Here is a 12754-nt window from a genome sequence, read left to right on the forward strand (position 1 = left end):
GCCGCCAGCACGCGTCCCGACAAGCACAAATCAAACCGACAGGAAGCGACCGTGACGTTCATTTCTTATGCACAGAATTTCGAAGACGTCCGCTTGTGGCGTGCTCTCAAGCAAGTCGAACAGGGCTTCTATATCGATGTCGGTGCCAACGACCCGAATCACGACTCGGTCACCAAAGCCTTCTACGATCACGGCTGGCAAGGCGTGAACGTCGAACCGATGCAGAACTACTACGACGCCCTCTGCCAGCAGCGTCCGCGCGACCTCAATGTGCAATGCATCGCCAGCGATCAGCCCGGCGAAATGACCTTCTACGCCATCCCCGACACCGGCCTGTCCACCGCCGACCCGGCGATCGCCCAGCAATACAAAGATCAGGGCATGGACGTGCGCAACCTCACCGTAAAGTCGCGCACCCTCACATCGATCTGCGAACAATATGCCGCCGACCGGCCAATCCACTTTCTGAAAATCGACGTCGAAGGCCACGAAGAGAGCGTCCTGCGCGGCATGGACTTCACGCGCTTGCGACCTTGGATCATCGTCATCGAAACCCCATGGCAACGCGACCACACCTGGGAACCGCTGGTCACCGACGCCGGTTATCAAGCGATCCTGTTCGACGGCCTCAACACCTGGTTCCTCGCCGACGAATACCTCAAGCTCAAACCCGCCTTCGACATCCCGCCGTGCAACCTCGACAACTTCCAACTGTGCAAAGGCCACGCCTTCGCACACCCGATCAGCGCCAGCGAACTCGACACCGCCCAACAACTGGCCAACGCTCTGCAACGCGCCGAACAGGCCGAAGCACAACTGTCGGCCCTGCAAAACAGCCGCACAGTGAAGGCGGTGCAAACGCTGCGAAATGTGCTGCGCAGGGCTTGATTCGAGCGAATGCAAAAATAGTCTGAATTCAGGGGTTTACAGGATCTTCCCAGTCGCTATAATCGTCGCCCACACGCCGGTATAGCTCAGTTGGTAGAGCAACTGACTTGTAATCAGTAGGTCCCGGGTTCGACTCCTGGTGCCGGCACCATACAAAACAAAGCCCTCGTAGAAATACGAGGGCTTTGTTGTTTCTGGTACGTCCACTTTTTGTCCACACACTGGAATCCGTGAGAGCGAGCCTGCTCGCGATGAGTCCGTCAAACCCAACGACGATCTGATAACCAAGACAAAGGGCTGACTTTCCAAGGCACCAGAAAACGAAGCAACCTCAACCAAACAGCATCTTTTGCCAATGATCCTCACCCACAATGGAAATCGAAGCTCCTGCCTCCCGCAACTCCACTGCCTTCATGATCTTCGTTCCATAAGTGCTGTGGCGCCACTGCTCATTACCCACGCTACCGACCACCAGGTAATGCACCTTCTTACTCACACCGCCCCCAATCAAACCACCTCGTTCTTCGACCAGCGCCTGACAATCTTTACGCGGCCCAAAGGCCATGACACCCGTAAATACAAACATCCGGCCATTCCACACCAAATCAGGGGGCGGTGAATCGAAAGGAAGGTCCGTAGGAGCAACGGCAACAGCACCGCCGACCTTCGCTCCCTCAATGTCCACTCCAGAAAAACCACGCAGTATGTTAAGCAGCTCCAGGGACTCATCCTTGTCTAGAGCATCGTCCTGAAGCATGCACGCCAAACGCGAATACAGCAGATTGATCACCGGATCATTCAGATGCGCGAGATTGTTTTCCAACCATTGCTTTAGAAAAACCGCTTCTGTGATGTTCACAACACCGTCGGCCGCAATCCCAGCGGCCAACCCGACCAAGGCATCGGCGGCACGTCGATCGATACGGGCGCGATGGAAAAATTTGCTGCTCTCGAACTCGTTATGTAGATCCATTACGGGTTTTCCTTTGAGGTGGGTACTGGTTCGATACCGAAGCATCAGCGGATAGATGTTGTGTTCAACGCTAGCACCACTGCGGTTTTTGATTACCTTGTGGCAAGTCCTGATTGTAGACTTTACCCTTTTTATAAGTCGATTTTCAGTGGAAACCACTACAAAACCATGAAAACTACAGTTGAAAACCGCGTATTGAAATCATAACTTTTGGATTACAGGCTTCCGCTCTGGTTCGTACCTGGATCGCGTAAGAGGGTGCGAACCAGAAGTGCGAACCTGGTGCTGATACGCATCGGAGGGCGCGCACCAATCGTGCGTACCTGACTGCGCACCAACGCCAAACAGTTCGCTCTCACAGGCGTTTCCAGCTCCCCGTGTGCGTGAAAACTTGCCGGGCGATGACTTCGCGCCCTGACCAGATGCGCGACGAACTGCGCGAAGCACGCCGGCCAGAACTAGGCGCCAGCCTTCCGTGGGGCGTTTCGGCAAAGAGGATTTGGTGCGTCGGTGACCAAGGGAGAGCGGTCACCATTGGTGGTCACCGCATATGGTCACCGCCAAGGTATCCACGCCGGATCTAACCAAAACGTGGACACCGGCCTTGAACTGACTGTGTGACCTCTACGACGTGACGAGTTGTTACTCGCTCTTGAACCCTGGCAAACCCTGCGCCGCTCGCCAGTCCTTCACGATTTGCGTGACGCCCTTCGGGGAGTTATCAGCACCAGGCTCCGGATAATAGATCAGGTCCGAGCCTGCTGGGTGTTCGCTGATTTTCTCGAAGTGCAATAGCAGCAAGTCAGCACGATCATCGTTTTCGGCCTCTTCATCTTCTATAGCGAGTTCTTCCAGCAGGGCGATGAACTCGGCCTCTGTGTACTCCGAAAAGCTGTTTTTCAGTAGTGTGTCTGTCATGGCTGACCTATTCGTTCCGGTGAATATCGATGTGGTTTCGCGGAGTGTTCACTCGCAGATTATCTACGTCGTAGACGCCGCCTCCCTCGGATACCTTCTCGAGGTGGTGAAGTTCGTATGACATTCTGCCGCCGACTCTATCGGCCTTGCGCACGCGTGGAGCCTTACCTTTACGCATACGCCCGACGTTTTGTTTGATGAACTGATCCGCCGCGCCTGACTCTGAAACGGCTTTCCAGAGGGCGGCCCTGAACGAGTCGAAGCTCTTGAATTCTCGTCCCCGCAGAGAATCTGCCACGTCTTTTGGAATTGGAACGCCCATTCCCGAGCTAGCCCCAATGAGCCATATCCCAAACACATCTTCGCCCTGTCCTGTGACTGTGCCCGGGGTTTTACGAACATTCATCACAATGTACAGCGGCTGCACACCTGAATCGGCCGGGAACACGAGGATGAAGTCTTTGTATTGGTCTGGGTAGATCGGGCTGACGATGATGCTGTCGGCCTGTTCGGTCGGCGGGTAGATCCAGATCTGTGGCGCTTGAGGTGCGCTCTCTAATGGCGGGATGCCGGAGGTGCTCGAGGGGTCAATCGCCGGCGTCCAGATGAGGGTTACGCCGTCGCCGAAGTCGGCTACTTGCTGAGATCCTTGCTGGACAAATTGCACGACAGGAATCATTTCCCAGTCACTGCGCTTCTGGGTGTTGTACCCGTACCCCTTCAGTGTTCCGTCGGCCTGCTCCTCAACATGGAGGCGGACGCGTGTGCGGGCCTTCGCCAGCGACTGAAGCTGTTCTTCGTTGTAGAGAGAACTGTCACCAAGGTTCGACGGCCACAATAGAGCGACTATCCCCGCCAATGTACCAGCGGCCACGCCGGCGGTGAGAACGCCGGTACCACCAGCAGCCCCCGTTGCAGCAGAGCCGGTTGCAACGCCCGCGCCCCCAGCAACTCCAGCCGTACACAGCCCGCCGCAAGAGGCAGCCGCGGCGCCAGCGCCACCCAATAGGAGAGTTCCTAGGGCGGCGGGTAAAGCACTACCACTGATTTTTTTCAGCGGGATGTTTCCCGCGGCATCGGTCTCACGCCCCCCGAGGAGGGAGAACTCTCCGTAGTTGGCCAGGGTCTCGACCGGGATAAATCCGGCAGGCTTTTTGTGATTGATCACACCGTCCGCGAGATCGCAGCTCTTGGCGAAGACACACCCTTTGCTGGCAGGTTTCGTCTCATTCTTCGTCGGGAGATCTTTGTATTCAGCCCAGCGCTGGGCGTGTATATCGACGGGCGAGACAAAGCACCAGCTATTGGAAATTGCTCGTTAGGCTAGCGACCTCGTTCGGTCTCGTTTTCCTGTACTTCGTTTTCACGCCAATTGCTTTCCGCGACAGGCAATTGACCATGCCACGTGGCCTAGCTTTTTGCATCGCGATTGCATGTGCATTTGGAAGTGTTGGAACGGTCAGTCAAAACCTCGATCAAGTGTTGTCTGGCTTGCCTTACGCGAAACAATCGTGCTTCTTGATAGGGCTTGGAGTAACCCTGGTCATGGCGTATCTGGCACTCAGATACACGCGTCACTTAATAGAAACAGGTCGATTGAAGGACTAATTGTCGCAACTAGACCTTAGTGTGGAAATTAAGGGGCAGACCCATTTATAACCTCCACTGACCGCTACCGTTCGTCTGGTGCCGCACCATACAAAACGACGCCCCTGCAGAAATGCAGGGGCTTTGTTGTTTCTGGGGTGTTTAAATTCCTGGCAGTTTCACCCTCAGTGAAAATAGCTTCTCCCCTCTGCACACGTCGATCTAATCGCCTGACGCCCTTCTCCCACAAAGCACAGCTTTTGCCCAAAACGCGCGAATTTCCGCTTTTATGCCAAATTATGAACTGGCAATAATTATGGCGTGCCCATAAAACGTGTAATTGCATGAGCAGCGTTTCTCAGCTCACTGAACCGGCGGAGTCAATGGCAACCTGGTTTCCCAGTCCAAGAGTGCTTGATGCCTCGACGCTTTGTTCCTCCGCCGCAGAGAGCAGCATCTGCGTTACGCGCGCGGCCTCACCGGCCTTCATCTGACGTACAGACTCCAGTAAATCCTGCTGGAATTGGTCCAGTTCATCGACCATCGCTGATCTCCTCGTTCTGGTGTTTAGGAAGGGCTAAGGGCAAGTCGTAACCGACAAAACGCACGCCGCTAAATCCTGAGAAATGTGTTGTAACGACAAGCCAAGCAAAGCCACTACTGGCCACGATTGCGCGCCTGCCACTCCCCAAGCTACCGTCAAACCCGTCGCTGCCAATTCAGCGACCGGGCCTGAGAACCCGCGTAAGATACAGGCGCACCAGCGCCCCACCCACAATTGCCGGCGCTTTTTTTAGTGTCCGCATTCACGTGTTATGGCGGCTGTGCGTGGGAGACCTTCGGGTCTGCCGGGTTCCTGTATCTCCGGTTTCTCAGCCTGCGCATAGCTGCCACCCTTTCGCCTGAGAACGAAAATGGCGGCTCTCATTTGATACAGGGAGTTTCACAAATGAATGTCATTGATCCATCCGTAATCCGCCGCGCTGCCACACCGGTCACCTCACTCCACGCCTTCCGTACGGCAGGTGAAACGAAATGACCGACTACCTCGATTTGAAAACCCCAGGCCTTACGCACTTTTCCTTCCAGGCCAATCAGGCGCTGTTCCGCACCAATCATGGTGTTCCAGTGATCGCCGCCCTCTCACACGCCTCACACTTGCTTCACATCTCCAAACTACTGACCGCCGACTCCACAGTCTCGCGCGATCCTGATCTTCACGCTTATGCCTCGCAGTATTTGCAGGAGTTGAGCAAGGCGCTGATCGACGACGTGGTGAAAGTGCTGGATGCGCCAACAGCAAGCCATTGACGAAAACCATCGATATTAAGCCCTCACTATTTCGAGGGCTTGTTTGCGTTTCAAACCTGACTGATCTCAAACACAAACGAAATCCTGCGCTGACTCGCACTCCACACATACCGCAGATGCTTGCCCTGTTTCGGAATCGACACCGCCGGCGGCCTAAACGCGGCGACACATTCATGGCCCGGCAGGCGGACGCTGTTGTAGAGCAGGCCCCAGGATTCGGACTCGCGCAGTTGCCGGGCAAATGCCTGGGACGGGCCATAGGCGTCTGGATCAGGTTGATGTAAGTCGGGAAAGCCGTGGCGAATATCGTGTAACGGTTTAACCACCCGATTAACGTAAGTCCGCATGGTCAACTCAAGGTCCGCTTCTTGGGTCGCCGCAAGAAATCGCTCCTGGTGATAACAAGTCTCGGCAATGGCCGCAGCCTGACTGCTCGCAGCGTAGTAGACGCCGAAGGTGCCATCGGTGAAGCGACTGCTTTTGCCGATGTGGGTGAACGCGGCCATTACCGGGGTCGAACCGGGGCCGGAGAGTCGGTCTTCGGGGCGTACGCGGGCGAGGACGCCGGCCTGTTCGATCAGGCGATCATTGGTCAGCGCTTCCAGCGCATAGGCGATTTCCAGGTCTTCGGGGTCGAGCACGTCCTCGAACAACGCAATCGGCGGGAAGCTGCTGTTGACGATCCGAAAGGCTTTCGGCCATTGCGGCTCCACCAGCGGCGGGGGCTTCAACCGCGCACCCCGTCGAGGTAACGGCGAACGTCAGCGATGTCGACCACCCTCCCCGCCAGCATGTAATCCAGCGCCGTCCGGCCATTGAATGGCGCGGCAGCATTGGGGCTGCTGACCCAGGTGTAGGCGCGTTCGCGGCTGTTGCTGAAGATGATGCTCAACGCCTTGTGAATGCCCATCAGATACGAGATGCGCTCCAGCGTGTCATGCGGCAGGCGTATGTTCGGCGGCAGGTGTTTGTACTTGTAGAACGTGGTGTTGCCGACGCCCCCCAGCAGTGTGCGCTGCTGCTCGGCGTTGCAACCCCAGCGCTCCATGAGGTTGAAGAAGAACTTCAACGCAACACGCCCGGCTTCGGGGACGTCGAGCTGTTCGCGCGGGGTGAGGACTGGGGATGAGGTAGGCACGGTCGCCTCCATTGATGGGTCACATACGATCCAGCCTAGTACAGGTATGGATATTTTTTATCTATTAATCCGCAAATGAATCAATTCGTCCCTTTTATCAAATCCTCGAAAGAGCCAAGAATTGTTATTCCGAGTCAGCTTTTTTTGACCTTCATCACCCCAACGTCACCAAAAACCCCGATCCTGTGTCAGCCTCCAGCCATCGGTGGAGACATCAATTCGCTACTAAACCCGCGACAACTATGCTCAGGTGCTGGAATATAGCCGGCATAAGACGCCGGACCGGCAGTCTCGTAAACAACAATACCCAGCCCACTTTAGAGGGCATTACCCATGGATAGCAGAACCTTACGCAACCTCATGCGCATCGTGCAGACCGGCTCTTTGTCGGCCGCAGCCGAGCATTCGTGCCTGACTGTGCAGGCGTTGGCCGCGCAGTTGAACAAGGTCGAAGAGCAGTTCGGTTTCCGCTTGTTTCGTCGTTCCAACAAAGGGCTGACGCTGACGCCGCAAGGCACTGAGCTGACGCCGTATATGGACAGAGTGCTGATTGCCACGCGACAGATGGAAGATAAAGTCGAGGCTCTGAAAGTGCCGGGGCAGCGTACGTTGAAGGTCGCGTTGAACAACACGTTGTCGCCGGACTTCAACCGGCGAATGATCGGGCGCCTGATTGAGGTGTTTCCCGATTATCAGATGGAGTTCAGCTACGCCGAGTCGATGGAAAACCTCAGCAAGCTGAAAAATGAGGACTTTGACCTCGCCGTGCTGATTGGCCCGCAGCGACCGGGTTTGCCGAGCATCGTCCTGCCCGAGGTGCAGGTGCAGGTGGTCGGGGCACATTGCGGTCAGGAGAATGATCCGCTGACGTTGCTGGGGGACAAGTTTCAGGTGCGTCCTGCGGAAGACTGTCCGTATTCCCACAGCTTCTTGCGTTTTCTCGACGCCGGTCTGGGCAATCACGAGAACGGACAGCGCATGGTCTACTCGTGCAGCGAAACCCTGACGCTGTCGCTCATCACGCAGATGGACGCGGTGGGCATGGTCTCGCGTGAGGCCGCGCAGAAAAACGGCCTGACGATTTTCCCCGGGTTCGAGGATTTCCTCGAGGTGCGCCTGGCGGTGAACAATCCTGAGTTGTCGAGCCAGGCGTTGAGCGATGTCGCCGCACTACCGCTACATGAACGAGCCGAGCGCAATGTACGCAGCCGTGCCAACCGCCACACTGAGAAAGAGGTTTTTGCTGAAATACGCACATAACAGCGTCGGAATCGCGGCATAGAATTCCGGGCGATCGAGTTGCAGGTGCTGATCCTTGATCAACAAGGGTGTCAGGCTGATCGCAGCGACGATCGCCACCGGCAAGTATTCCAGCGCCCGTGCAATAAACGGCGGCCAGTGCTCGGTATTGACTTGCAGTGGCAGCGCGCGTGGCAGGAAGGTCACGGCCATCATCAGCGCGACCACCAGAATCAGGAACGTTTGGTCAGGCATACACCGACTCCGCAGCCCACAAACGTGGCGATAAACACATTAAACGGCGAGCTGCTGACTAGGCTCAGTGCACCCATGCACAGCACGGCCGCCGCGGCGGCGATGAGTTTGTTGCGGGTGTTGCACAGTGACACCAGCACGTAGAGCATCATTGCGGTCAGTGCGTAATCGAGCTGGTATTTGATCAGGTGCGCCGCGTACTGCGCGCACACCGCTCCCAACAGGCCTCCGAGCACCCACGAGGTGTGGCAAAACAGGTTGAAGCCAATCAGATACCGCACGTTCACCGGTGCGCCGGTGCCCAGTTTCACGCTGTGAAAAGCAAAGGATTCGTCGGTCAGGCCACCGGCGTAACACCAGCGCTCCATGCGACTGAGACCCATGGCGCGCAGGGCCTTGGCCATGTACACCGACATCAGCATGTGCCGTGCGTTGATCAGGAACGTGGTCAGCACAATGGTGGTCAGCGACGCACCGCTTGAGATCAACGCCAACGCCGCAAACTGCGAAGCCCCGGCATAAACAAACAAGCACATCGCCACCGGCAGCCACATGGGCAACCCGGCATTCACAGCCATCAAGCCGAATACAAACGACACCGTGAAATACCCGGCCACCACCGGACTGGCTTCGGCAAAGGTGCGCGACGGCTGATGATTGACCATCAGCGGCGCACTGCCGGACGTTTCATTCATAGGTCCCTCTCAAATGTCCGTTCGCCGTGAGGCTCGCAAAAACCCTGGGCAGTCCAGAAACGCTTGCCCGCGAGGTTAGCATCGTCGACGAACAGAAACATCCGCAACACACCGACCCGCTTCATGTCGGACGACGCCGCTTCAACCAGACGTTGACCGACGCCCTGGCTGCGATAGCACGGGCTGACGGCCAGATGGTTGATCGTGCCGCGGCTGCCGAGCATGCCGCCCAACACCGCGCCGACGATTTCGCCGGCCACGTCGAAGGCGAGATAGGCCGTGGTGGTTTTCTGGATCAACACACCGCGCAGACATTTGGCGTCCTGCCATTCGCAGAACGACACTTCGTCGAACTGGCGGAAGAAGCGCTCCATGGGTTGCGCATCCTTGGCCGTGGCGCGTCGCAGCACCACGGGCGTCGAACACTCGACGCCGTCGATTGGGGTGATCTGATTAGCGAACAATGTCGAAAGCGGTCCCGGGCCGCGAGAAGGAAATCGCCAGAATCTGCCGGTACGCCATGGCATGGGTGTGCGTGTTGCGCGCCGGGGTCACGTAGTGGCGCATGTCGCGGTCGAGGAAGTAAGTGGTGTCGAGAATTTCCTGGTAGGTGGTCGACGCCAATTGATGCTCGTGAATGTCGTACAAACGGCTCTCTGCCCCCTCGACATTGTTGCGCCCCCAGAAGTGCACACCGCTGAACGGATAACCGTCGCAGTGAATCCCTTCGGGGGTAATTTCCAGTTGTTTGCCGGGTTTGATCTCGATGCGGATCTGATGGATCTGGCACTGCCAGATTTCATCGTGCAGTTCTTCCGGCAACACGCTTTTGTACACTTCGAAATCGGTGTCGATCAGGCTGCGCATCACCGGCGACTCGATGACTTCATCAGAGAAATCCTGAAAGTGGCGCACCAAACCGCCGACATAAGCGTTGTTTTCCTTGGACTGCACGTAGGCGCGATGCTCGAGTTGCTTCAGTTCGCGCGTCTTGGGGTTGTACTCAAAGTCGCTGTAACGACGGTAACGCATGCCGGCTTCGGCCTGACCGTAGTAGCTGTCAGGCTCCATGTTTTCCCAACTTTTGGTCAGTCTGACGAAGTCGGCAAAATGACCGTAGAGATTGAAGTCACCACCCTGGACGTTGACATATTTGTCGCGCCGTAGCGATTCGCCCACTTCTCTGTTCAAAACGATCATTACCAAATTCTCCGCTGCGTTGAGCGGCCTAATCTATTAGGTGGAGAATTTGCGTCCATGAGAAAGAATTTCAGGCATTTAAAGCCCTGCTTGAAACGAAGTTTGAAGTGGCTGAAAAACAACTTTCACATGACAAAAACACGGTTTTTTTCTGGTTTTCACCGGGAAACAGTCGAAAAAAAACCCCGACCAGTCGGGGTTTTTCTCAGATGTATTACACCTGTTCGATCATCAGAAGATGTTGATCGGGTAATCGACGAATACACGCACTTCGTTGCCGCTGACGTTGTACTCGCTGGATTTTTGCGAAACACGCAGGATCGAGCTGCGCAGTTTCACGCTCAGGTCTTTGGCCGGGCCGCTTTGCACGACGTACTTGAACTGGTTGAAGATTTCGCGCTCGGTGCCGCCTTCGCTGGTGGAGGTGGTGATGTTATCGCCACGCACGTACGCGAAGTTGTAGCTCAGACCCGGTACGCCGAAGGCGCCGAAGTCCAGGCCGTAGCCCAGTTGCCAGCTGCGTTCGTCTTCAGCGTTGAAGTCCGACCAGTAGGAATTGGCCAGGTAGATGGTGTTGCCACCGTCGCCGACGCGACCCTGACCTTTCTGATAACCGCCGTAGGCGTAGCCCAGGTTGCTGTCGCCGGTGGAGCGCTGGTGCGCCACGGTGAACGAGTGCGGACCGGTGGCGAAAGTGGCTGCCAGGCTCCAGATCTTGTTGTCGTCACCGGTTACACCGTTTTCGCGGACATAAGAGTTGTCCAGCTTGGTGCGATAACCGTTGAAATCCAGGGTCAGGGACTGATCCTTGTCGATCGGGAACACGTAGTTGGCGTTCACGTATTGTTTCTTCAACACGTCTTCAACGTCGGATGCGTAGAGCGCCGCCTTGAACTGTTCGGTGAACTGGTAGCTACCGCCCAGTACGTTGATCGATTTCAGACCACCGCTGTCACGGCCTTCAGCGCTCTTGCGCGATTCGGCGGTGAAACGACCGGCGTTCAGCTCCAGGCCTTTGATCTCTTTAGAGGTGATCAAGGTACCGGTGTAGCTTTCCGGCAGCAGACGCGAGTTGTCGTAGTTCAACACCGGCAGGGCCGGCATCTGGTCACCGTAGGTCAGTACGGTGTTGGACACACGGAATTTGACCGCTGCACCAAACCTGGACAGATCGTCAGCCGCGTTGCCGCTGTCGCCCTGTTTGAAAAAGTCGATACCACCGGCGCCGCTGCGGCCCTTGCCGCCGTCCAGACGCAGTGCGTAAAGACCGAAGGCGTCAACGCCAACACCGACGGTGCCTTGGGTGAAACCGGACGAGAACGTACCGATGGCCGCTTGGCCCCACTCGGCTTTGTCTTTGTTACCGTCTTTGTAATCACGGTTGATGTAGGCATTGCGCAGCAGCACTTTGAGGCTGCTGTCTTCTTGAAAACCCTTGGACTCGGCCTGGTCGTTAGCCATGGCCGACGTGGCGCTCAACATCCCCAGAGCGATCAGGCTGATTCGCTTGTTCAACATTTTGTTTTCCTTATTACGGGTTGAAACGCACTGTGTCGAACGGCTGAAACGGCGCTCATGCGCTCTTTTTTCACTCCGAAACAAAAAGACCCGCCCACGATAAAGTCGTGTCGGGCCTTCTTGTTATTTTTGAGTCATGGCGGTTGGCCACAGGCGTTGGGGCGAATCCTAGCCGCGCCCGGAACAATGTGTCAATTTCAAGAATCGTCTTTAAATAGGCAAAAATCGTCTAAGAAACGTAAATTTTCCGCTGACTGGTTGCTCGAAAATGCTTGCAGCCAGTGAATCGCGCGCGTATCAGGCGCAACCGTCCAGTCCACAGAGGGCTGAAGCCTCGCCAACCCCTTCGCGGCCAATGGCCTCCCCCAACCATTGGGCAAAAGCCTGCGGCTTGCCCAGCCAGGGACTGATGTCGATGAGGGTAAATTGACCGTTCTGTTCCAACGCAAAAGTCGGAAATCCCTGCCCTCCCAGTTGGGCCAACAACCCACGACTGGCTTTTATGTGTGCCTCGGTATCAACCGATTCAACCCTGGACTGAAAGGGTTCCCCGACGTATCCCATTTGCTCCGCCAGTTCCAGGAGAACGGATTGATCGGCAATTCGCCGCCCCTCCACGTAATGCGCTGTCTGCAACCGCCCGAGCATCTGCAAACCACGCGCGTCGATGGCCTCTGCGGCCAGGACGGCGGCAATCGGAGGCGTCGAATCGAAAACGGCGGTGTGATCGCGCAGCAAACCTTCGAAATACGCCTCGCCAAACGGCTGCCCGGTGTATTCGGCGATGCGCCGGTCGTGGGGCATGACGTAATTGCGCAACTGTGGCGTCACGCGCTGGCGGTTGGTGCCGCTCATCATGCCGCCCGCATGGGCGATTACCGGCAACACGTGTTGCGCCGCTTGCACCAGCGGTTTGGCGCCGTAACACCAACCGCACAACGGGTCATAAATGTAGTGAAGGATCATCAGAGCGCTCCGGCAGGAAAGTGGGAAAAATCGATGCCGGCAGACTAGTGCTCAAGCTGTTGCAGA

Annotated in this window: 14 protein-coding genes, 1 tRNA gene and 1 pseudogene; 4 read left to right on the top strand and 12 right to left on the bottom strand. The window is 56.5% G+C overall.

Annotated features, from left to right (window positions below; all coding sequences use genetic code 11):
- The first annotated feature begins 51 nt into the window (after positions 1 to 51).
- Entirely contained in the window at positions 52 to 888 is an 837-nt protein-coding gene (locus tag AACY50_RS03055; RefSeq protein WP_339433551.1) for an FkbM family methyltransferase, read from the top strand.
- Between the two features lie 75 nt (positions 889 to 963).
- Positions 964 to 1039: transfer RNA gene (locus tag AACY50_RS03060), tRNA-Thr, on the top strand.
- Positions 1040 to 1219: 180 nt separating this feature from the next.
- Here the strand turns inward: AACY50_RS03060 and AACY50_RS03065 are convergent.
- The 4 genes and pseudogenes from AACY50_RS03065 to AACY50_RS28650 form a co-directional block, all read right to left on the bottom strand.
- The gene (locus AACY50_RS03065; RefSeq protein ID WP_339538131.1) at positions 1220 to 1861 is read right to left on the bottom strand and encodes a BRCT domain-containing protein; all 642 of its coding nucleotides are present in this window, start codon (positions 1859 to 1861) and stop codon (positions 1220 to 1222) included.
- A 642-nt stretch (positions 1862 to 2503) separates the two neighbouring features.
- On the bottom strand, positions 2504 to 2779 hold the full coding sequence (locus AACY50_RS03070) for a bacteriocin immunity protein (RefSeq protein ID WP_339434270.1): 276 nt from the start codon (positions 2777 to 2779) through the stop codon (positions 2504 to 2506).
- Positions 2780 to 2786: 7 nt separating this feature from the next.
- A complete protein-coding gene (locus AACY50_RS03075) occupies positions 2787 to 4055 on the bottom strand; it encodes an S-type pyocin domain-containing protein (RefSeq protein ID WP_339434271.1) in 1269 nt (422 codons plus the stop codon).
- Between the two features lie 744 nt (positions 4056 to 4799).
- A pseudogene (locus AACY50_RS28650) lies at positions 4800 to 4910 on the bottom strand (helix-turn-helix domain-containing protein); the annotation flags it as partial.
- A gap of 491 nt (positions 4911 to 5401) precedes the next feature.
- Between AACY50_RS28650 and AACY50_RS03085 the strand changes: the two are divergent.
- On the top strand, positions 5402 to 5677 hold the full coding sequence (locus tag AACY50_RS03085; RefSeq protein WP_339434269.1) for a DUF3077 domain-containing protein: 276 nt from the start codon (positions 5402 to 5404) through the stop codon (positions 5675 to 5677).
- Positions 5678 to 5727: 50 nt separating this feature from the next.
- Here the strand turns inward: AACY50_RS03085 and AACY50_RS03090 are convergent, their stop codons facing one another.
- Positions 5728 to 6408, bottom strand: a complete 681-nt coding sequence (locus AACY50_RS03090) for an RES family NAD+ phosphorylase (protein WP_339434268.1) — start codon at positions 6406 to 6408, stop codon at positions 5728 to 5730.
- Entirely contained in the window at positions 6405 to 6815 is a 411-nt protein-coding gene (locus tag AACY50_RS03095) for an MbcA/ParS/Xre antitoxin family protein (RefSeq protein WP_339463974.1), read from the bottom strand. Before AACY50_RS03095 ends, AACY50_RS03090 begins: the two co-directional genes overlap by 4 nt.
- 333 nt (positions 6816 to 7148) lie before the next feature.
- Here AACY50_RS03095 and AACY50_RS03100 point away from each other — a divergent pair, with 333 nt between their 5' ends.
- Positions 7149 to 8075, top strand: a complete 927-nt coding sequence (locus tag AACY50_RS03100; RefSeq protein ID WP_339434266.1) for a LysR family transcriptional regulator — start codon at positions 7149 to 7151, stop codon at positions 8073 to 8075.
- Here AACY50_RS03100 and AACY50_RS03105 read toward each other — a convergent pair.
- The 6 genes from AACY50_RS03105 to AACY50_RS03130 form a co-directional block, all read right to left on the bottom strand.
- On the bottom strand, positions 7992 to 8309 hold the full coding sequence (locus tag AACY50_RS03105) for an AzlD domain-containing protein (RefSeq protein ID WP_339434265.1): 318 nt from the start codon (positions 8307 to 8309) through the stop codon (positions 7992 to 7994). The genes AACY50_RS03100 and AACY50_RS03105 overlap by 84 nt on opposite strands.
- Positions 8288 to 9004 carry an AzlC family ABC transporter permease gene (locus AACY50_RS03110; protein WP_339434264.1) on the bottom strand — a complete coding sequence of 239 codons (717 nt, stop codon included), beginning with the start codon at positions 9002 to 9004 and terminating at the stop codon, positions 8288 to 8290. Before AACY50_RS03110 ends, AACY50_RS03105 begins: the two co-directional genes overlap by 22 nt.
- Entirely contained in the window at positions 9001 to 9378 is a 378-nt protein-coding gene (locus AACY50_RS03115) for a GNAT family N-acetyltransferase (protein ID WP_175555635.1), read from the bottom strand. Before AACY50_RS03115 ends, AACY50_RS03110 begins: the two co-directional genes overlap by 4 nt.
- A gap of 79 nt (positions 9379 to 9457) precedes the next feature.
- On the bottom strand, positions 9458 to 10204 hold the full coding sequence (locus tag AACY50_RS03120; RefSeq protein WP_166218415.1) for a 2OG-Fe dioxygenase family protein: 747 nt from the start codon (positions 10202 to 10204) through the stop codon (positions 9458 to 9460).
- 231 nt (positions 10205 to 10435) lie between these two features.
- Positions 10436 to 11722 carry an OprD family porin gene (locus tag AACY50_RS03125; protein WP_339434263.1) on the bottom strand — a complete coding sequence of 429 codons (1287 nt, stop codon included), beginning with the start codon at positions 11720 to 11722 and terminating at the stop codon, positions 10436 to 10438.
- Positions 11723 to 12019: 297 nt separating this feature from the next.
- A complete protein-coding gene (locus AACY50_RS03130; protein WP_339495495.1) occupies positions 12020 to 12688 on the bottom strand; it encodes a DsbA family protein in 669 nt (222 codons plus the stop codon).
- Positions 12689 to 12754 lie beyond the last annotated feature (66 nt).

The organism is Pseudomonas sp. RA_15y_Pfl2_54 (genome assembly GCF_963971015.1).
Taxonomy (GTDB): domain Bacteria; phylum Pseudomonadota; class Gammaproteobacteria; order Pseudomonadales; family Pseudomonadaceae; genus Aquipseudomonas; species Aquipseudomonas baetica_A.

What these genes read in the sequence shown, in the direction of transcription:
- AACY50_RS03065 (WP_339538131.1), bottom strand. Translation starts at nt 1,861, where the DNA reads ATGGATCTACATAACGAGTTCGAGAGCAGCAAATTTTTCCATCGCGCC.
- AACY50_RS03070 (WP_339434270.1), bottom strand. Translation starts at nt 2,779, where the DNA reads ATGACAGACACACTACTGAAAAACAGCTTTTCGGAGTACACAGAGGCC.
- AACY50_RS03085 (WP_339434269.1), top strand. Translation starts at nt 5,402, where the DNA reads ATGACCGACTACCTCGATTTGAAAACCCCAGGCCTTACGCACTTTTCC.
- AACY50_RS03100 (WP_339434266.1), top strand. Translation starts at nt 7,149, where the DNA reads ATGGATAGCAGAACCTTACGCAACCTCATGCGCATCGTGCAGACCGGC.
- AACY50_RS03105 (WP_339434265.1), bottom strand. Translation starts at nt 8,309, where the DNA reads ATGCCTGACCAAACGTTCCTGATTCTGGTGGTCGCGCTGATGATGGCC.
- AACY50_RS03110 (WP_339434264.1), bottom strand. Translation starts at nt 9,004, where the DNA reads ATGAATGAAACGTCCGGCAGTGCGCCGCTGATGGTCAATCATCAGCCG.
- AACY50_RS03115 (WP_175555635.1), bottom strand. Translation starts at nt 9,378, where the DNA reads ATGGAGCGCTTCTTCCGCCAGTTCGACGAAGTGTCGTTCTGCGAATGG.
- AACY50_RS03120 (WP_166218415.1), bottom strand. Translation starts at nt 10,204, where the DNA reads ATGATCGTTTTGAACAGAGAAGTGGGCGAATCGCTACGGCGCGACAAA.
- AACY50_RS03125 (WP_339434263.1), bottom strand. Translation starts at nt 11,722, where the DNA reads ATGTTGAACAAGCGAATCAGCCTGATCGCTCTGGGGATGTTGAGCGCC.
- AACY50_RS03130 (WP_339495495.1), bottom strand. Translation starts at nt 12,688, where the DNA reads ATGATCCTTCACTACATTTATGACCCGTTGTGCGGTTGGTGTTACGGC.